The organism is Kitasatospora mediocidica KCTC 9733, from assembly GCF_000744225.1.
GTDB classification, from domain to species: Bacteria; Actinomycetota; Actinomycetes; order Streptomycetales; family Streptomycetaceae; genus Kitasatospora; species Kitasatospora mediocidica.
Map to the genome: position 1 here is coordinate 1,121,526 of NZ_JQLN01000004.1, position 15,542 is coordinate 1,137,067.

At 70.2% G+C, this 15,542-nt stretch carries 34 protein-coding genes; 33 read left to right on the top strand and 1 reads right to left on the bottom strand.

Translation table 11 applies throughout. The features are described 5' to 3' along the window. Positions 1-30 precede the first annotated feature (30 nt). The 18 genes from BS80_RS12105 (at position 31) to BS80_RS12185 (ending at position 8,732) form a co-directional block, all read left to right on the top strand. Positions 31-864 carry an exonuclease domain-containing protein gene (locus tag BS80_RS12105; RefSeq protein WP_157536178.1) on the top strand — a complete coding sequence of 278 codons (834 nt, stop codon included), beginning with the start codon at positions 31-33 and terminating at the stop codon, positions 862-864. Next, positions 861-1,100 carry a response regulator transcription factor gene (locus BS80_RS12110; RefSeq protein ID WP_051966497.1) on the top strand — a complete coding sequence of 80 codons (240 nt, stop codon included), beginning with the start codon at positions 861-863 and terminating at the stop codon, positions 1,098-1,100. The genes BS80_RS12105 and BS80_RS12110 overlap by 4 nt, the downstream gene beginning before the upstream one ends. A gap of 10 nt (positions 1,101-1,110) precedes the next feature. Next, positions 1,111-1,464 (top strand): hypothetical protein, encoded by a 354-nt coding sequence (locus BS80_RS12115; RefSeq protein ID WP_035796354.1) that lies wholly within the window; start codon positions 1,111-1,113, stop codon positions 1,462-1,464. Further along, complete coding sequence (locus BS80_RS12120; RefSeq protein ID WP_035796357.1) at positions 1,461-1,697, top strand: hypothetical protein; 237 nt, start codon at positions 1,461-1,463, stop codon at positions 1,695-1,697. Before BS80_RS12115 ends, BS80_RS12120 begins: the two co-directional genes overlap by 4 nt. Continuing rightward, the gene (locus BS80_RS12125) at positions 1,694-2,062 is read left to right on the top strand and encodes a hypothetical protein (RefSeq protein WP_035796360.1); all 369 of its coding nucleotides are present in this window, start codon (positions 1,694-1,696) and stop codon (positions 2,060-2,062) included. Before BS80_RS12120 ends, BS80_RS12125 begins: the two co-directional genes overlap by 4 nt. After that, positions 2,059-2,190, top strand: coding sequence for a hypothetical protein (locus BS80_RS43515; protein ID WP_269676100.1), 132 nt, complete (start codon positions 2,059-2,061; stop codon positions 2,188-2,190). Before BS80_RS12125 ends, BS80_RS43515 begins: the two co-directional genes overlap by 4 nt. Then, positions 2,187-2,741 (top strand): RusA family crossover junction endodeoxyribonuclease, encoded by a 555-nt coding sequence (locus BS80_RS12130; RefSeq protein ID WP_051966498.1) that lies wholly within the window; start codon positions 2,187-2,189, stop codon positions 2,739-2,741. Before BS80_RS43515 ends, BS80_RS12130 begins: the two co-directional genes overlap by 4 nt. Next, complete coding sequence (locus BS80_RS37660) at positions 2,738-3,256, top strand: WhiB family transcriptional regulator (RefSeq protein ID WP_051966499.1); 519 nt, start codon at positions 2,738-2,740, stop codon at positions 3,254-3,256. Before BS80_RS12130 ends, BS80_RS37660 begins: the two co-directional genes overlap by 4 nt. A 37-nt stretch (positions 3,257-3,293) precedes the next feature. Continuing rightward, positions 3,294-3,794 (top strand): single-stranded DNA-binding protein, encoded by a 501-nt coding sequence (locus BS80_RS12140; RefSeq protein ID WP_035796363.1) that lies wholly within the window; start codon positions 3,294-3,296, stop codon positions 3,792-3,794. Between the two features lie 40 nt (positions 3,795-3,834). Then, positions 3,835-4,593, top strand: coding sequence for a VWA domain-containing protein (locus BS80_RS12145; RefSeq protein WP_035796365.1), 759 nt, complete (start codon positions 3,835-3,837; stop codon positions 4,591-4,593). Positions 4,594-4,671: 78 nt separating this feature from the next. After that, positions 4,672-5,793 (top strand): hypothetical protein, encoded by a 1,122-nt coding sequence (locus BS80_RS37665; protein WP_051966500.1) that lies wholly within the window; start codon positions 4,672-4,674, stop codon positions 5,791-5,793. Continuing rightward, complete coding sequence (locus BS80_RS12155; RefSeq protein WP_051966501.1) at positions 5,790-6,446, top strand: zinc finger domain-containing protein; 657 nt, start codon at positions 5,790-5,792, stop codon at positions 6,444-6,446. The genes BS80_RS37665 and BS80_RS12155 overlap by 4 nt, the downstream gene beginning before the upstream one ends. Then, positions 6,443-6,628, top strand: coding sequence for a hypothetical protein (locus BS80_RS12160; RefSeq protein ID WP_035796367.1), 186 nt, complete (start codon positions 6,443-6,445; stop codon positions 6,626-6,628). Before BS80_RS12155 ends, BS80_RS12160 begins: the two co-directional genes overlap by 4 nt. Before the next feature lie 105 nt (positions 6,629-6,733). Beyond that, the gene (locus BS80_RS12165) at positions 6,734-7,030 is read left to right on the top strand and encodes an FDXHR family putative zinc-binding protein (RefSeq protein ID WP_035796369.1); all 297 of its coding nucleotides are present in this window, start codon (positions 6,734-6,736) and stop codon (positions 7,028-7,030) included. A gap of 169 nt (positions 7,031-7,199) precedes the next feature. Further along, entirely contained in the window at positions 7,200-7,532 is a 333-nt protein-coding gene (locus BS80_RS40680) for a zinc finger domain-containing protein (protein ID WP_035796372.1), read from the top strand. Then, positions 7,529-8,005, top strand: a complete 477-nt coding sequence (locus tag BS80_RS37670) for a helix-turn-helix transcriptional regulator (protein ID WP_051966502.1) — start codon at positions 7,529-7,531, stop codon at positions 8,003-8,005. Before BS80_RS40680 ends, BS80_RS37670 begins: the two co-directional genes overlap by 4 nt. 14 nt (positions 8,006-8,019) lie before the next feature. Continuing rightward, positions 8,020-8,442, top strand: a complete 423-nt coding sequence (locus BS80_RS44075; RefSeq protein ID WP_408607374.1) for a hypothetical protein — start codon at positions 8,020-8,022, stop codon at positions 8,440-8,442. Further along, on the top strand, positions 8,439-8,732 hold the full coding sequence (locus BS80_RS12185; protein ID WP_035796375.1) for a hypothetical protein: 294 nt from the start codon (positions 8,439-8,441) through the stop codon (positions 8,730-8,732). The genes BS80_RS44075 and BS80_RS12185 overlap by 4 nt, the downstream gene beginning before the upstream one ends. Positions 8,733-8,791: 59 nt before the next feature. On the opposite strand, the gene BS80_RS12190 is transcribed toward BS80_RS12185, so the two are convergent. Further along, positions 8,792-9,097 (bottom strand): hypothetical protein, encoded by a 306-nt coding sequence (locus tag BS80_RS12190; protein WP_035796376.1) that lies wholly within the window; start codon positions 9,095-9,097, stop codon positions 8,792-8,794. 168 nt (positions 9,098-9,265) lie between these two features. Here BS80_RS12190 and BS80_RS12195 point away from each other — a divergent pair, with 168 nt between their 5' ends. The 15 genes from BS80_RS12195 (at position 9,266) to BS80_RS12265 (ending at position 15,508) form a co-directional block, all read left to right on the top strand. Then, positions 9,266-9,613 (top strand): hypothetical protein, encoded by a 348-nt coding sequence (locus BS80_RS12195; RefSeq protein ID WP_035796377.1) that lies wholly within the window; start codon positions 9,266-9,268, stop codon positions 9,611-9,613. 45 nt (positions 9,614-9,658) lie between these two features. Next, a complete protein-coding gene (locus BS80_RS12200; RefSeq protein WP_035796379.1) occupies positions 9,659-9,853 on the top strand; it encodes a hypothetical protein in 195 nt (64 codons plus the stop codon). 72 nt (positions 9,854-9,925) lie between these two features. Continuing rightward, positions 9,926-10,288, top strand: a complete 363-nt coding sequence (locus BS80_RS12205; protein WP_035796380.1) for a hypothetical protein — start codon at positions 9,926-9,928, stop codon at positions 10,286-10,288. Positions 10,289-10,375: 87 nt separating this feature from the next. Then, entirely contained in the window at positions 10,376-10,711 is a 336-nt protein-coding gene (locus tag BS80_RS12210) for a hypothetical protein (protein ID WP_035796381.1), read from the top strand. Between the two features lie 90 nt (positions 10,712-10,801). Continuing rightward, entirely contained in the window at positions 10,802-11,197 is a 396-nt protein-coding gene (locus BS80_RS12215) for a beta barrel domain-containing protein (protein WP_035796383.1), read from the top strand. Between the two features lie 44 nt (positions 11,198-11,241). Next, a complete protein-coding gene (locus BS80_RS12220) occupies positions 11,242-11,565 on the top strand; it encodes a hypothetical protein (RefSeq protein WP_035796384.1) in 324 nt (107 codons plus the stop codon). Between the two features lie 53 nt (positions 11,566-11,618). After that, positions 11,619-11,750, top strand: coding sequence for a hypothetical protein (locus BS80_RS43520; RefSeq protein WP_269676101.1), 132 nt, complete (start codon positions 11,619-11,621; stop codon positions 11,748-11,750). Continuing rightward, positions 11,747-12,376: a MazG-like family protein gene (locus BS80_RS43810; RefSeq protein ID WP_332262164.1), complete on the top strand. Its 630-nt coding sequence runs from the start codon at positions 11,747-11,749 to the stop codon at positions 12,374-12,376. Before BS80_RS43520 ends, BS80_RS43810 begins: the two co-directional genes overlap by 4 nt. Then, positions 12,373-12,561: a hypothetical protein gene (locus BS80_RS12235; protein ID WP_035796386.1), complete on the top strand. Its 189-nt coding sequence runs from the start codon at positions 12,373-12,375 to the stop codon at positions 12,559-12,561. Before BS80_RS43810 ends, BS80_RS12235 begins: the two co-directional genes overlap by 4 nt. A 17-nt stretch (positions 12,562-12,578) precedes the next feature. Then, positions 12,579-12,923: a hypothetical protein gene (locus tag BS80_RS12240; RefSeq protein ID WP_035796387.1), complete on the top strand. Its 345-nt coding sequence runs from the start codon at positions 12,579-12,581 to the stop codon at positions 12,921-12,923. Positions 12,924-12,975: 52 nt separating this feature from the next. Beyond that, the gene (locus tag BS80_RS12245; protein ID WP_035796388.1) at positions 12,976-13,332 is read left to right on the top strand and encodes a hypothetical protein; all 357 of its coding nucleotides are present in this window, start codon (positions 12,976-12,978) and stop codon (positions 13,330-13,332) included. 8 nt (positions 13,333-13,340) lie between these two features. Then, positions 13,341-13,733: a hypothetical protein gene (locus BS80_RS12250; protein WP_035796390.1), complete on the top strand. Its 393-nt coding sequence runs from the start codon at positions 13,341-13,343 to the stop codon at positions 13,731-13,733. Beyond that, the gene (locus tag BS80_RS12255) at positions 13,733-13,999 is read left to right on the top strand and encodes a hypothetical protein (protein ID WP_035796392.1); all 267 of its coding nucleotides are present in this window, start codon (positions 13,733-13,735) and stop codon (positions 13,997-13,999) included. Before BS80_RS12250 ends, BS80_RS12255 begins: the two co-directional genes overlap by 1 nt. 114 nt (positions 14,000-14,113) lie before the next feature. Continuing rightward, entirely contained in the window at positions 14,114-14,746 is a 633-nt protein-coding gene (locus BS80_RS12260; protein ID WP_083974677.1) for a DNA cytosine methyltransferase, read from the top strand. 18 nt (positions 14,747-14,764) lie between these two features. After that, complete coding sequence (locus BS80_RS12265; protein WP_051966504.1) at positions 14,765-15,508, top strand: DNA cytosine methyltransferase; 744 nt, start codon at positions 14,765-14,767, stop codon at positions 15,506-15,508. Positions 15,509-15,542: the final 34 nt, after the last annotated feature.

Genomic DNA, 15,542 nt, shown 5'->3' on the forward strand with positions numbered 1-15,542 from the left:
TCATCTTCCCTCACTGAAAGGAGGGCACTCGTGTCTCCCTGGTACATGCAGCGCATGGCCGCGCTCGACTTCGAGGCGAGCGACAAAGAGGTCGAGACCGCGCGGATCGTGTCCTGCGCCCTGATCCACGTCGGCGGCGGCATGCCGACCCAGACGCGCACCTGGCTGGTCAACCCGGGCATCCCGCAGGAGCTCGGCGCGATCGCCGTGCACAAGCTGACGGACGAGCATCTCGCCGAGCACGGGATGCCCGCAGATCGGGCCGTCGCCGAGATCGGCAAGGCGGTGGCGGAGGCGATCGGCGCGGGGATCCCGCTCGTCGGCCACAACCTGGGCAGCTTCGACCTGAACCTCCTCGACCGCGAGTCGCGGCGCCACCACGGCACCGGCCTCGAAGAGTTCGCCGGTCCGCTCACCCGCGTCATCGACACGCTGGTGTTGGACAAGCACGCCGCCCCGTACCGCAAACGCGTGTCCGAGACGCAGGGCCCGTACCAGATGCGGACGACCGCGGAGACGTACGGGCTGAAGTGGGACGAGGAGCAGGCCCACGGAGCCGAGTACGACGCCCTGAGGTCGGCACAGGCCGCCTGGAAGATGGGCGCCATCGCGCACAGGCCGGCGGCCGAACGTCCCGACTGGGTACAGGCGTTGCGGAACCGGCGCGGCCCGTACGAGCGGTTCGATGATCTCGCGGTCGACATCGACGACCTGCACCGTCGCCAGATCGGCTGGGCTGCCGCGGACGCGGCGTCTTACCAGGAGTGGCTGCGGTCGGAGAAAGCCGGCGAGAAGCGGGACCCGAACGCGGTGGTCGACGGCGCCTGGCCGATGCGCCCTTTCGCGGCGGAGGTGATCCAGTGACCGGCCGCCCGAGCCTGCACCTGATCGAGCTGACCGACCGCGAGGCCGAGCTCATCACCCACTACGCGCTCGGCAAGCAGCAGAGACAGATCGCCAAGGAAATGGGCGTCACCGAGAACACGGTGAAGTCCCTGACGAAGTCCGCATTCGAGCGTCTCGGCGCCGTCAACAACGCCAACGCGGTCGCCCTCGCGATCAGCCTCGGCTTGCTGCCGGCCGACATCGCCACCAGATAGGAGCAAGCACATGTGGGGATCAAAGAGCCGCCGCATAGCCGAGCTGGAGGCACGCGAGACGTACCTCCGCAAGGCCCTGGATGCGGCCCGCGGCACCACGGTTCAGCCGGTCAAAGTCGAGCTGGACTGGGAGAAGCTCGCCAAGCAGCTCGCGAGGGACCGCGTCATTGCGGCACGGGCCGACGCCAGAGAAATGGCCCGCTTGCGGGACGTCGCCGAGGGATGGATCAAGCTCGCGAGTCTCGACCGCCGTCGCGCCGACCTGCTGTCCCGCGCGATGGTCAGGTCCCGGGAGACGATCCGTCAGCTGCGCGCTGAGGTCTCCGAGCGTGACATCAGACCAGCGCTGCAGCAGGCGTCATGACCGAGGTGGTGGTGGCCGTCGTCTTGCTCGCGCTGATCGCGGCCGCCACCTACCTGGCCCTCGGCAAGCACCTCGCGCCGCCCGCCGCCGCCCAGCCAGCCGGCCGCCCGTTCGGTGCCGTAGCCCCCACCCTGTGGCGCCACTGCCCCCGCTGCGCCCGAGCCGAGTACGTCCTCGCGCCCGGCGGCACCATCCCACCCTGCCCCTGCCTGACCATTGGAGAGCCGACGTGAGCATCACCATCCCCGCCGCGTGGCGCGGCAGAGGTCAGCACCGCGTCACGCAGACCCGCAGCGAACTCCTCGCCATCATCGCCGAGCAGCAGCGCAAGCTCGACGCCGCCGACGAGCTCATCAAGGTGCAGACCTGCAGGCTCCTCGACCTCGGCGCCGAGGCCGGCGAACTGCGCCGCGCCCACCGCGAGGTAGCCGACCGGCTCGCGGCCGCCAACGCCCGCCTCGACACCGAACCGGACGCCGAAGCGACGCAGGAAATCCCGATCGCCACCATCCGGCCCGTCCCCCTGTGGGCCCGACCTGGAGGCTACGGAGCAGCCCAGGTCCCGCAGATGGCCGCGCCGCCGGGACAGGCCGCGTGACCGCCGCCCTCCGCGCACTGCTCGGCGCAGACCTGCACCGCGGCCTCGAACTCCTCGCCGCCGCCCAACTCGCCACCCTCGGCCTCGCCCTCACCGTTCTCGCGTACACCGCCTGGAGCCACGAATGACCACCCTCGCCGAACCTCCCCTCAACACCACCACGCAGCTCACCAGCCCGCCCGACCTCATCATCACCGTCTACGGCACCCCGGCCCCGCAGGGATCGAAGCGCCACGTCGGCAACGGCGTCATGCTCGAAATGTCGAAGCGGCTCAAGCCCTGGCGCCAGGACGTCAAGGAAGCCGCCCTCATCGCCATGGAATTGCCCAGCGCCACCATCGGAGCAGTCCAGCTCCACCGGCCGCTGCTCGACGGCCCGCTCGCCGCCAGCATCGTCTTCACCATCCGCGAGCAGCCCGCAGGCAAGCCCACCTGGTGGCCCGGCGGCGTCCGCTGGTCCAAGAGCCTGCGCTGGCGCCCCGCCTCAACCCCCGACCTCTCCAAGCTTCTCCGCTCCACCGAGGACGCCCTCACCGGCGTCGCATGGAAGGACGATGCCCGAGTCGTCGAGTACACGCGGCTCGCCAAGTACTACGTCGGGCACGACGCCGACGACGTCATCCCCCACACCACCGGAGCGGTGATCCGTATCTGGAAGCTCACCGAGGTGACCCGATGAGCGCCCGCAACGACGAGCAGCCGTGGTGGCTCTCCTCCACCTGCCGAACCGTCGACCCCGAACTGTTCTTCCCCGCCCGCTACAACACGCCAACCGGCGTCACCCAGGCAGCGCAAGCCGTCGGCATCTGCCGCTACAGCTGCCCCGTCCGCACCCAATGCCTCACCGAAGCCCTCGAAGCGGAACGCGGCACTGTCGGACGCAACGGCATCCTCGGCGGCCACACCCCCGCCGAACGCCTCGCCATCGACAACGGCAAGCAGACCAGCGACCTGCCCGCCGAGCACGGCACCCGGCAGGCGTGGCTGTTCGGATGCCGCTGCGACGACTGCGCCGTCATCGACGCCGAACAGCAGAAGACCGACCTGCATCGCATGCTCGCCGCCGTACCCGCCGGAACCGCCCACGGCAGCTACGCGGCGTACCGCAGGTACGGATGCCGGTGCGAGCCGTGCAAGGGCGCAGCAGCGGCCGAGACCTGGAAGGCCGGCAACCGGCGGAAGGTCGCCGCATGAGCACCGCATCCAAGACCAACGACAAGGACACAGCCTGATGGCCGGCGACACCCTGATCACCCTGTGCGGCAACCTCGTTGACGACGTGGAGCTGCGTTTTACTCCCGCCGGCGTTCCGGTAGCGAAGTTCCGCATCGCCTCGACGCCGCGCACGTTCGACAAGCAGTCGAACGAGTGGAAGGACGGCGAGTCCCTCTTCCTCACGTGCAACGTCTGGCGTCAGCCCGCCGAGAACTGCGCCGAGACCCTGCAGAAGGGGATGCGCGTGATCGTGCAGGGTCGCCTCAACCAGCGGAGCTACGACACGAAGGAAGGCGAGAAGCGGACCGTCTACGAGATCGAGGTCGAGGAAGTCGGCCCGTCACTGCGAGGCGCCACCGCCAAGGTCACCCGCGCCAACCGGCAGCAGGGCCAGGGCACGCCGCAGGGACAGCAGCAGAACCCCGGCGGACAGGACCCGTGGGCCTCGCAGGCCACGCCGCAGGGCGGCCAGGGCGGATGGGGAGCGCCCGCCAGCGGCACCGAAGCGCCCTTCTGATCCCCGCGCAGCCACCCACCCCTCAGCCAGGAGAACCCTCATGAACCTCTTCAAGCGCAACACCAGCACCCTCCCCGACCCGGCCGGCGCCGCCATCGACCTCGACACGATGCGCCACCGCGCCCCCGACCTCGTCAACCTGTACAAGACCGCCGCCGTCTCCCTCACCAAGGCCAGCCTCAACACCCAGCGCGCCGCCGTGCACCTCGTCCTCGACCACTCCGGCAGCATGTCCAACCTGTACGCCAACGGCGCCGTCCAGCACCTCACCGAGCAGACCCTCGCGCTCGCCGCCAACCTCGACGACGACGGCACCGTCCCCGTCACGTTCTTCCACGACCGGGCTTACGAGTCCATGGACGCCGTCATCGGCTCACACCAGGGCGTCGTCGACCGGATGCGCCGCCAGGCCGGCGTCACTTGGGGTGGCACCAACTACGCCCCGGCCATGCAGTGCGTCATCAACGAGCACCAGCAGGGCGGCACCAACCTGCCCACGTTCGTGATCTTCCAGACCGACGGCAAGTGCAACGACCGGCCCGCCACCGAGAAGCTCCTCCGCGACACCTCCCGCCTGCCGATCTTCTGGCAGTTCCTCGGCTTCGGCGAACACGGCAGCAACGAGTTCCAGTTCCTCCGCGGCCTCGACACCCTCAGCGGCCGGACCGTCGACAACGCCGGGTTCTGCGCCACCGGCCGCAACCCCAAGTCCCTGCCCGACCAGCACTTGTACGACCTTCTCCTGAACGAGTACCCGGCCTGGCTGATCGCCGCCAGGAACGCCGGCGTCATCAGCTGACCCAAACTGCCCAGCCGGACTACTCCGCCGGCCGGGCCCCCACTCCCCCACTCACACCGTCCTCGAAAGAAGCCCCGCATGGCACGTGGTCACGGCCGCATCCTCACCAGCGTCTGGGAGGACAGCGACTTCCTCGCCCTGACGCAGGAACAGCAGCGCCTGTACCTGTTCCTGATCTCGCAGCCGAACCTCAACCACGCCGGGCTGCTCCCCCTCACGCTGCGCCGCTGGACCCGCAAGGCCGCCGGACTCAGCTTCGCCGAACTCGACAAGCACCTCGCCGCCCTCGACGAGGCCCGGTTCATCGTCGTCGACGACGACACCGAGGAGCTCCTCGTCCGCTCCTTCGTCCGCAACGACGGCGTCTGGAAGCAACCCAAAGTGATGGGCGCGATGGTGTCCGGCGCGATGGAAATCTCCTCGTGGCACCTGCGGCGGGCGCTGCTGGCCGAGATGGACCGCGTTCCGCTCGAAGACCTCAGCGACGAGCCGGCCAAGCTGCGGTCCGGTGAAGGGCCGTCGATTCGCCAGCAAGTGTCCGATCACATCGAGGCCCTGCGGAGGGCCTTCCGGGAGCCCGAGGGGACGCCACCGGCAAGGGCCAGCGAAGCCCCCTCGGCAACCCCCTGCGGAAGCCCTTCCGCAACCCCCTGCGATAGCCATGCTGATGGGCCTGCCGAACCCTCTACGCGCGGGCGCGCGGGCGCGCAGACACGCGCGGCCCCTGCCCCTGCCCCTGCCCCTGCCCCTATCCCCTGCCCCATAGAAGACGTCGTGGCACCCGTCGTTGACATCCGACCCGCCCCGTTGGACCGCACAGTCGAGCCTGTTCGGCTCGACGTCGAACAGGCCTGCACCCTCCTCGCCGACCTCATCGAAGCCAACGGCTCCCGCAAGCCCGTCATCACCCAGGACTGGCGCGACGAATGCCGCCGCATGATCGACCGCGATCGCGTCCCCCTCGAAAACGTCCTCGCCGCCATCCGCTGGTCCCAAGCCGACTCGTTCTGGTGCAGCAACGTCCTGTCGATGCCCAAGCTCCGCAAGCAGTACGACACCTTGCGCCTCCAAGCCCAGCGCGGCCACAGCAGCCCGCTAGCCGCCACCGGCACCGACGGCCGACAGCTCTCCACCGCCGACCGCCGCGTCCAAGACGCTGCCCAACTCGCAGCCCGCCTCGCCGCAGAGGAAAACCAATGACACCCAGCGAAGCCGCCACCCTCCTCGGCCACATCGCCGCATTCGACCGCCGCACCATCGGCGAAGTCGACGCCCGCGCTTGGGCCGCAGCCCTCCACGACACCCCCCTCGACCGCGACACCCTCAACGCCGTCGCCCGCTACTTCGCCACCCCGCCCGAGAAGCCCGACGCCCGACGCTGGCTCGAACCCCACCACGTCCGCACGCTGCGCGCCGAGATCCGCGCCGAACGGATCCCCGACGGCGCGTTCACGTACCCCGCGCTCGGCCGGGACGAGACCGGCGCCGAGTTCGTCCAGCGTCGCCGCGCTCAGATCCAAGCCATCGCCGACGGACGGCTGCAGGCCGAACCGATCCGGGAGATAGCCGGCGGCCCGCACCCCAACGTCGCCCAGGCCCTCAACGAGATCGGCCGGATGCCGGAGCACATCCGGGCCGAACTCGCCCAGGCCGGGATCGGAGCGAAGCGCGGCAACTGGCCCGAGCTCGCGATCCCATGCCCGCTGCACGCCTGCCGTGCACTGGCCAACCGGCCGTGCCAGACGTCGAAGGGCAAGCGGATGGTGCAGGGCACGCATCCGAGCAGGCGGGATGCGTGGGAGAAGGCGCAGGACCTGTACGTGACGGACCGCAACCCGCAGGAAGCGTCGTGATCCCCGACGCGGTTGTCGCCGCCGTGCAGGCCACCGTCGACGCAAACCCGGACACGGATCGGGCAGCGCTCGGTCGGCTGATCGTCGCCGAGCTGCGAAGGGACGGCTGGCAGGTGGTCGCGCCGGGCGTGGGCCGTTCCTCGAAGACCGCCGTTGACGGGCCGTCTAATAGTGCGCACTGACCGAAGCCCGTAGACGGCCGCAGAGGCACCCGAGCGACGCCCGGTATCCAAATCTCCCCCGAGCGCCGCATTACCCACGACCGGAACCCTAGAAAGGGCATCCCCATGGCACATCCCACCCCCGGCTTTGACGGCATACCCGCCGCCGCGATCACCCACGGCGCCTGCAACAGCTGGTGGACCGGCGCCGAACGCAGCCACTGCGCCGGCTGCTGCAGGACGTTCACGTCGCTGAAGACCTTCGAGGCACACCGGAAGGGCCTGCGCTGCAACGAGCCGACGGACGTCGGCCTGGTCGCCCGGGAGGAGGCATTCGGGCCGCTGTGGGGCAAGCCGCCGATGTCGGAGGCGGAGCGGGCGCGGCTGTCGGCGCTGTGGGCGCGGGGTGTGGGCGATGAGTAGCGCGGCCGGTTCCGGCTCAGGTGGCCCGGGAAGCGCTCCGGTTCGTGTCTCTGACGGCTCGAAGGGTCTGGCGGAGACTCCGCGCCCGTCCCAGGTCTTCAAGAGCCGCCAGAGGGCAGAACCGCCAACGGCGACAGCCCTGCCATCCCGGGAGCAGCTCCTCGTCCTGGTGGACCGCACCGAGCGGCACGTCCTGACGCCAGCGGAGACGCACCTGCTGCGGACTGGTGTCCAGCATCTGGCGGCGCAGCTGGGCGGGGCGGGGAAGGCGATCCGCCGGCTGACCGGCGATCTGGAGAAGGCCCGGGCCGAGCGGGATGCTGCGCGCCGTGAGGCGGCGGAGTCGTCGCCGACGTTGGTGCCGTGCCCGTACTGCGGTGCCGCGGCGGGGGTGCGGTGCGTGTCGGTGAAGGGTGCTCTGCCGCCTCGGACTCCGCACACGGCCCGGCTGGATGCGGCGTCGCGGTGGCTGTTCCGGCAGGCGCTCGGGGAGGCGTCGTGAGCCTGTACGTGCTGGATGTTCCGGTGCTGTACGGCCGGCTGGACGCGGTGCGGGTGCAGCGTGGCCTGTCGTGGCGTGTGTTGGCCGCTGACCTGCGGTTGTCGCCGTCGACGTTCACGCAAATGAAGGCCGGCCTGGCACCGGATTCGCACACGCTCGGAACAGTGCTGATGTGGTTGGGGTGGATGCCGGAGTTGGCGCTGCTGGTGCGGGAGCAGCCGGTGTCGCGGCGGTCGTCTCGTCGTCCGGTGGCGTTGGGTAGTCGCCTGCCGGATCGTGAGCTGGCGGTGTTGGAGCTCGCTGTTGACGGCTTGTCGAATGCGGAGATCGCTGCGGCGTTGTGGGTGTCGCGGCCGGCGGTGGAGTGCCGGTTGCGGCGGGCTGGTGAGCGGTTGGGTGTGCGGGGGAAGTCGGCGGTCGTGGCTGCTGCGGTTGCGGCCGGGGTGTTGGAGATCCCGGTGGGTGTCGAGTGAGCGCCCGGGTGATCGTGACGGGCAGTCGGTCCTGGTCGGACGCCGACGCGGTCGGGTCGGCCCTGCTGGAGGCCTGGCATGACGCCCTACAGATCGGCTACGACGGGATTGTCGTGGCGCAGGGCACCGCACCAGGTGCGGACGACCTGGCGGATCTGTGGGCGATTGGGCATCGCGGTCTGGGTGTTGAGCGAGACCTGTTCCCGGCGGCGTGGGGGGTCTGCGGGCTTGGGTGCCGGCCGGGTCATAGGCGGGTGCGTCGTGGTGGTGGCGAGTACTGTCCGACGGCTGGGCACAGGCGTAACCAGGCGATGGTGGATGCGGGCGCGGTGTTGTGCCTGGCGTTTCCGCTCGGTAGGTCGACGGGGACGCGGGACTGTATGCGGCGCGCCGAGACGGCTGGGATTCCGGTGCGGAATCTGGGGGCGCGGCGGTGAGCGGCTTTGAGGAGTTGGCGCCGCTGTACGACGTGCCTGCGACGGTCACGATCCGGTTGGTTGGCGGCCCGTTTGACGGTGAGGAGCGCCCGTTTCCGGGGGCGTACCTGTCGATGGTGTGTCCGCAGTTCGAGTGCGCGTTGCCGTTTTCGGGGTTTTCGTTGGCGGATCTTTCGGGTCCTCCGCAGCTCGTTCGGCGGGCGGTGTACCAGGGGCTGCGGAACGACTGGGGGCTGCTCTCCCGCGATGACCAGGGCCGGGTGCGGTTCGACTTCTGGGGGCTCCAATGAGCGGGCGGCACGATGGGCCCCACGGCGGTGGCCGTGTGGCTGGGTGGGGGCGGGGCGGGTCAGTCCTGGGGGTCGGCGCCCTTGGTGCGGCGGGGGTTGGCGACGGGTCCGTCGGTTGGCTTGAGGCTGCCGACGGTGGGTTCGCGCTTGCGCTCGACGCCTTCGGCGCGTGCGATGCGGCGGAAGACTTCGTCGGACAGTCCGGTGAGTTTGGCGAGCTGGGCCGTGGTGGCGCCGGCGTGGAGTTGGGCCGGGGCTGCGGCTTTGACTTCGGCGAGGAGCTTCTTCTCTGCTTCGCGGGCTTTCTTGTAGCGGGCGAAGAGCTGGGTGGTTTCGGTGTCGGGTGTGTAGTCGTCGCTGGTCATGTCAGTCATGTTCGCATGGAGGGTTGGCCATCGGGAAGGCCATCGCGTTGGCTTCTCGCAAAGAATCATGATGGGCAACATGTTGGCCTATTGACTGGCCAACACGTTGGGCTAATACTGGAGTCATCAAGGGCAGCGCAGAGCGGCCCCGAGACCCAGGAGGCCCCGATGCTCGCCGCCACCCGCACCGCCCGCCAGGCCCTGAAGACCCGATCCGCCGCCACCCGCTTCCGCGCCTCCCTCAACCGCGGCCGAGCCATCACCACCCACCTCATCGCCGCCGGCATCGACACCGACACCGCGGCCGGCGTCGCCAGCGGCCTCCGCTCCGTTGCCAAGCGCCTCCACATCGCGCCGGTCAAGGTCGCCCGCACCAACCGCACCGTCGACGGCGGCTGCAAGCGCCGTTCGGTCCACCACTTCACCGCCCGTCAGATCACGGTCCTGGTCGCCGCCTACAAGCCGCGCAAGGCCGAGTACAAGGCCGCCATCCAGGCCTACCGCCTCGCCGCCTGACCAGCCGCCACCCACCCGTACAACACCCCACCCGAGGAGCCCCACATGTTCACCCTGCGATTCCAGACCCAGGCCACCCCGTCCAGCGAGCCGCACCAGTGGCACCGCGAGGGCCTGACCCGCGCCGACGTCGAACGCATGGGCGCGGTCGCCCTGCGGCACGGCGCGGTCAACATCGCGGCCACCAACCCCTACGGCACCGACGTCACCCACATCTTCGAGGTCTTCCGTAACGGCTGACCGTCAGCGGCGGCGCGCCAAAACACACCGCCCCCATCCGACCGCCGCGCCCAACACCGCGAGGAGACCCCTGTGCACTTCCAGACCTGCCGCCGCCACCCGTCCGCCGGCCGTTTCATGGCCACCTGCTCCGGCTGCGCCCAGGAGCTGCACGACCTGAAGTACGGCAAGGCGCCGCGGTCGACGCCCACTCCCGCGGCCAGCACCATCCGCCTCCTCGCCGAGACCGGCGACAACGTCGCCCTCGGCATCGCCACCAACGGTGTCGTCGCCGCCCTCACGGCCACCGCCTGGGAGATCCACGGCCCCGCGAACGAGGCGATGGTGGCGGCCGATGTTGCCGCCGCCCTGGCCGCCCTGGGTGACCTGCCGGCGGTGCTCCCGCAGGGCCTGCTGACTGACCGGCTGTACATCGCCGCCGGCGTCCTCACCTGACCGTCTGATCGCCGCCCGGGTGCGGGTCCCGTACCTGCATCCTGCGAGGCACTCACCCGACTCACCCAATCCGAAACGGAGATCGAAATGCCCCGACGTAGCCGCCTGAGCTGGACCGCCGATCACAAGACCGAGTGGGATGGCGCCCCCTACGAGCTGATCAAGCGGGCCATCGCGGACGACAAGGGCCGCATGGGGCGGCCGCACTGGTACCTGTACGAGGCTCTGCCGGGCGGATTCCAGGTTGAGCGGACCCCGGTGCTGGGCGCGCTCGGCCGCCGGCTCGACATCGCGAAGCGCCTCGCCGAACTCCACCTTGTCGACGGTTGGCGCTTCGCGTTCCAGGTGCGCCCGTCGGACGGCATGCCGTTGTGGCGGGGTCGGGACGGCGGGCTGCGGCCTCAGGACGAACTCCTCGCCTGACGGCCGCCCGGGTGCCCGTCTCGTACGGGCGCCCTGCGAGGCACTCAGCCGACCCGACCGCCCACCACACCCTCGATCGGAGCCCCCTTCATGAGTAAGCCCGAACTCGGCAAGGTCGCCGTTGACGACCAGCTGATCGTCATCCGCCCGTTCAACCGTTACCGGGCCGACAACGCCCCGATCCCCGCTGCGGTGACGAAGGTCGGCCGCATCTGGATCGAACTGGCCCAGGTGAATCAGGTTCGCTCGCAGTCGTGGACGTGGCGGATGCGCCTGGACACGCAGAACGAGGGCGCCCAGCACAGCCAGTCGGACCGCTTCGTCACCGCCGAGCAGTACGCGTGGGAGCAGCGCGTTGCCGAAGCCAACGCCTACCTGCGGGAGGTCGACCTTGTCCCGGGCTTCAAGTCGCCTTGGTACGCCGAGGACCGACGGCTTGAACTCGCGAACCTGCTGCGCCGCCACGACGGCCTGCCCGAGCTGTAGCCCTGACCGCCTGTCCGCGCACCACCACCCGCCAGGAGACCACCGTGACCACTCAGACCGTCACCGCCGTCCCGTACGAGGAGAAGCAGACCGTGACCTACGACCTGCCGAACGGCGCCCCCGACATCTACTCCGGCAGCGACACGCTCGTCCCGACCCGCATCACCATCAACTACTCGCAGCACCCGTCGTTCGCAATCCCCCGCGTGGTCGAGGTCACCGTCAAGGGCCTGTTCCGCAACTCCGACGGAACGGCCGGGCCGCAGGGCCACCGGGCCGAGGTGTGGCGGTACGTGCCCAAGGCGGATCGTGCGGCGTGGGTTGCCGTCCTGGTCCGCGAGAACCTGCCGCAGTGGTGGACCGCGTGAGCCGCGCAACGGACGAGCCGTCCGCTTGCGGCCACTGCGGGATCCCCGCCCGCGTGCACTACCAGCAGTGGATTGAACCGGTCGGCTGGCACCAGTGGGCCGCGCCCACCACCACGCAAATCCTCGCCCGCATGAAGGACCGCCGCACAGCTTGCACCAACCCGACCACCAAGGAGTCTCAATGACGCTCGACGAACTGATCACCGCCCTCGAAGCCGAGGACCCCACCCAAGTCCTGCGCGATGGGTTCGCCAACCCGCACTCCTACCGCGGCTACTACAACGAGTTGGCGTTCGAGCCTGCCTTCAACGTCAGCGTCGGGGAGATGCTCGCCGCCGCCCGCGATGCCCGCGGCGAGACCTACCAGGGCTACAAGGGCGGCGACTACACGATGCGCGGCTCCACGGACTGCTGGCTGGCAGAGGAAGGGTGCCTGGGCGAGACGTTGGGGCTGCTGGTGTTGCGCGGGATGTTCGCGGGCGCTGTTGCGGCGGACACCACGTGGCCGACGGTCGCGGCCTTGGTGGCATGGCTGAACGAGTCCAACGGCAGGGGCCCGCACGAGACCGCGATGCGCCTGCTGAAGCTGGCCGAGGAGGTTGGCGAGGTGTCGCAGGCGTACATCGGGTTGCAGGGCCAGAATCCGCGCAAGGGCCAGACGCACACCGAGGCCGATGTCGCGGACGAGCTGTGCGACGTGGTCGTCACCGCGATGGTCGCCCTGCACAGCTTCGCCCAGGACCCGGCGCAGCACTTCGCCGCCAAGATCCAGCGCATTGCCGACCGCGTCAACGTCAAGGCCGAGCCGTGACGACCACGGCTGAGGGGATCCGCCGCGCGTACCACGTGCCGGCGAGGGTCGGCGCCCAGATCGTCGTGTCCGGCCGTGCGGCAACCATCGTCGGTTTCCGCAACGGCAAGCTCCGGGTCCGCTACGACGGCGACCCGCAGATCTACAACGCGCACCCGGTCCGCAACACCACCTACCTCGACTGACTCGTGAGGAGCCGACCGTGAACATGACCCCGAACCCGAGTGATGACGACCTGTACCGGCTCCTCGACGCCTGCGGGCTCAAGACCCTCCGCCCGTGCGGCACCTCGGCCGCGTACGCCCGGCACCGGCGCCACGGCGAAACCCCGTGCGAGCCGTGCCGGCTGGCGAACCGTGAGGCACAGCGTCGCCTCCTTGACGCCGAGCATGACCGGCTGCGCCCGATCAAGCACGGCACGACAGGTGGCTGGCATGCGCACCAGTACCGGCGTGAGGCCGCGTGCGGTGCCTGTGCCCGCGCCTACCGGGCGTATCAGCGTGACCGGTACGCCGCCCGCAAGAACCAGACCACCGAAGCGGCCTGAGCCCAACACCAGGCCTGCACAGCCCCGCCTACGCCATCAGGAGAACCCCCTCATGTCCGAACCCGTGCAACTCCCCGTGCCCCTCAAGACCGGCGTCACCGAGATCTGGGAGTCCCACCCCACCAACACCCCCGGTCTCCTCGCCGACGAGGTCCCCGAGCACCACCGCAAGCCCGGCGAGGAGGCGCATTGGCGGATCAGCCACCACTCCGGACTCACCTTCGGCGCCTTCTACAGCAAGCAAGGCGTGTTCACCTGCGCCGAGTACGTCGCCGACATGGCGGACTGGACGCGCCCTGCCGAGGACTTGGCGGCTGACCCGAGCCTCGACCTGGACGAGCTGTTCACCCGGGTGCTGCAGGCCGACGGCATCCCCCTGTACCGCCACCTGCCCGCCACCGAGAGCTGAGGCCCGCGATGACCACCACCCCGCCCACCGACCAGCAACTCGCCGACACCCGCCTCCGCGAGGAACTCCTGGCCGCCCTGTCCACCGCTGGCGCCTTCTGCGGCGACTGCGGTTTCGAGCCCGGCGAGATCGGCTGCTCGGACTGCGTGCGTGTCCGCGAGCAGTACGCCGACGCCCTGACGCCGATCACCGACCGGTTGCGCGCCGAGCTGGCCACCGCGCAGCGGCAGTCCGAGGCCGCGCACTGCCGCCTCCACCACGTCCTGGCCCGCGTCGAGCAGATCGGCCCCGCTGACGAGCCCGCTGGCATCGCACTCGACTTGATCCCGTGGCTCGACGGACCGCTGCACCCCGACCACCTGGCCGCCTACCGGGCCGCCCTCGCCGCCGGGGAGTCCTGATGGCCGAGCCCACTGATGCCCGCTTCGAGCTGGACGTGCTGCTGATCGGCACGCACCCGGTCACCCGGGGCCGCGCCCTCGACGCCTACCGCGACCAGGTGCTCACCGAAGCCGCCGACCACCTCGACCGGATCGCCGACGCGACCGAGGCCAAGGTCGCCGAGCACTACGGCCCCGCGTCCGGAATCGGCCCCGGCTCGGCCGACATGGTCCGCGAGGCCGCCCGCACGGTACGCAGCCTCGCCACCGCTCCTGACGGCCGCTGACGCCCGTCACCAACCGCCTGACACCCCGGAAGGACCACCGTGCACGCCCTCCCCGACCGCCCCTGGAACGGCCTCTGGGCCCTCGACGCCTTCTGCAACATCGGAGGCGCCGGCATGGGCCTCCACCTCGCCGGCTACAACGTCGTCGGCGTAGACATCCTCGAACAGCCCCGCTACCCCTTCGAGTTCCACCAGGGCGACGCCATCGACTACATCGCCACCAACGGCGCCGACTTCGACCTGATCTCCGCCGGACCGCCCTGCCAGCACGACTGCACCCTGACCGCCGGCACCAACAAAGGCCGCGGGGTCGACTACCCGGACCTGCTGGAGCCGACCCGCGCCGCGCTGGAGTCGACCGGCCGGCCGTACGTCATCGAGCAGCCGCCCGGCCGCGCCTCGAAGCGCATGCGGGTCGACGTGACTCTGTGCGGCGAGATGTTCGGCCTTCAGGTGCTGCGGCACCGCAACTTCGAGCTCGGCCACTGGTCGACGCCCCGGCCCGTGCACCAGCCGCACCGCGGGCGCGTCGCCGGGATGCGGCACGGCGAGTGGTTCACCGGCCCGTACTTCGCCGTGTACGGCGACGGCGGCGGCAAGGGCTCGGTCGCGGAGTGGCAGACGGCGATGGGCATCGGCTGGACCGACGTCCGCCGCGAGCTCGCCGAGGCCATCCCACCCGCGTACACCGAGCTTCTCGGCCGGCGCTTCGCCGAGCATCACGCCACCGCTCTGACGCTCGCCTGACACTTCGGAAGGACCGCCGTGATATCGCCCCGCCACCCGCTCCCCGCCCGCGAGCCGAACGGCCTGCTCGTCCTCGACACGTTCTGCTGCGCCGGCGGAATGGGAATGGGCTACTACCTCGCCGGGTTCACCGTCGTCGGCGTCGACATCGACCCGCAGCCCAACTACCCGTTCCCGTTCATCCAGGGCGACGCCGTCGAGTACATCCGCGAGCACGGCCACGAGTACGACCTGATCCACGGCTCGCCGCCCTGCCAGGACTACTCGAACCTGAACGCCTACAACCGCAAGGACTACCCGCGGCTGATCGCCCCGACCCGTGAGGCAATGGTCGCGGCCGGCGTCCCGTACGTGATCGAGAACGTCGAGGTCGCCGGCGTCGAGCTGCTCGACCCGATCACGCTGTGCGGCCCGATGTTCGGTCTCACGGTGTACCGGCATCGGGTCTTCGAGACGAACTGGGGCCTGACCGCCCCGCATCATCCCGGGCACGTGGAGCGCTGCACCCGCAACGGCTACCTGCCGACGCCGGAGAAGCCGTTCATGTCGATCCACGGCGGCAAGCACTCCCGGGCCTGGCAGCGGGCCGCCTGCGACGCCATGGGCATGCCGTGGATCAAGGTCCCGGAGGATGCCCGCATGGACCGCATCCAGCTCGGGATCCGCGAGGTCTGCGAAGCCATCCCGCCCGCCTACGCCCGTCACATCGGGCTGCGGGCCGCAGAACACATCCACGCCAGCCGCGCCCTGACGCCTGCCTGACGTCCGTCACACCCGCCTGGGCCGCCGCTCGCAC

Coding starts and splice junctions, on each gene's coding strand:
- BS80_RS12115 (WP_035796354.1), top strand. CDS start 1,111: ATGTGGGGATCAAAGAGCCGCCGCATAGCCGAGCTGGAGGCACGCGAG.
- BS80_RS12120 (WP_035796357.1), top strand. CDS start 1,461: ATGACCGAGGTGGTGGTGGCCGTCGTCTTGCTCGCGCTGATCGCGGCC.
- BS80_RS12130 (WP_051966498.1), top strand. CDS start 2,187: ATGACCACCCTCGCCGAACCTCCCCTCAACACCACCACGCAGCTCACC.
- BS80_RS37660 (WP_051966499.1), top strand. CDS start 2,738: ATGAGCGCCCGCAACGACGAGCAGCCGTGGTGGCTCTCCTCCACCTGC.
- BS80_RS12140 (WP_035796363.1), top strand. CDS start 3,294: ATGGCCGGCGACACCCTGATCACCCTGTGCGGCAACCTCGTTGACGAC.
- BS80_RS12145 (WP_035796365.1), top strand. CDS start 3,835: ATGAACCTCTTCAAGCGCAACACCAGCACCCTCCCCGACCCGGCCGGC.
- BS80_RS37665 (WP_051966500.1), top strand. CDS start 4,672: ATGGCACGTGGTCACGGCCGCATCCTCACCAGCGTCTGGGAGGACAGC.
- BS80_RS12155 (WP_051966501.1), top strand. CDS start 5,790: ATGACACCCAGCGAAGCCGCCACCCTCCTCGGCCACATCGCCGCATTC.
- BS80_RS12165 (WP_035796369.1), top strand. CDS start 6,734: ATGGCACATCCCACCCCCGGCTTTGACGGCATACCCGCCGCCGCGATC.
- BS80_RS12190 (WP_035796376.1), bottom strand. CDS start 9,097: ATGACCAGCGACGACTACACACCCGACACCGAAACCACCCAGCTCTTC.
- BS80_RS12195 (WP_035796377.1), top strand. CDS start 9,266: ATGCTCGCCGCCACCCGCACCGCCCGCCAGGCCCTGAAGACCCGATCC.
- BS80_RS12200 (WP_035796379.1), top strand. CDS start 9,659: ATGTTCACCCTGCGATTCCAGACCCAGGCCACCCCGTCCAGCGAGCCG.
- BS80_RS12210 (WP_035796381.1), top strand. CDS start 10,376: ATGCCCCGACGTAGCCGCCTGAGCTGGACCGCCGATCACAAGACCGAG.
- BS80_RS12215 (WP_035796383.1), top strand. CDS start 10,802: ATGAGTAAGCCCGAACTCGGCAAGGTCGCCGTTGACGACCAGCTGATC.
- BS80_RS43810 (WP_332262164.1), top strand. CDS start 11,747: ATGACGCTCGACGAACTGATCACCGCCCTCGAAGCCGAGGACCCCACC.
- BS80_RS12245 (WP_035796388.1), top strand. CDS start 12,976: ATGTCCGAACCCGTGCAACTCCCCGTGCCCCTCAAGACCGGCGTCACC.
- BS80_RS12250 (WP_035796390.1), top strand. CDS start 13,341: ATGACCACCACCCCGCCCACCGACCAGCAACTCGCCGACACCCGCCTC.
- BS80_RS12255 (WP_035796392.1), top strand. CDS start 13,733: ATGGCCGAGCCCACTGATGCCCGCTTCGAGCTGGACGTGCTGCTGATC.
- BS80_RS12260 (WP_083974677.1), top strand. CDS start 14,114: ATGGGCCTCCACCTCGCCGGCTACAACGTCGTCGGCGTAGACATCCTC.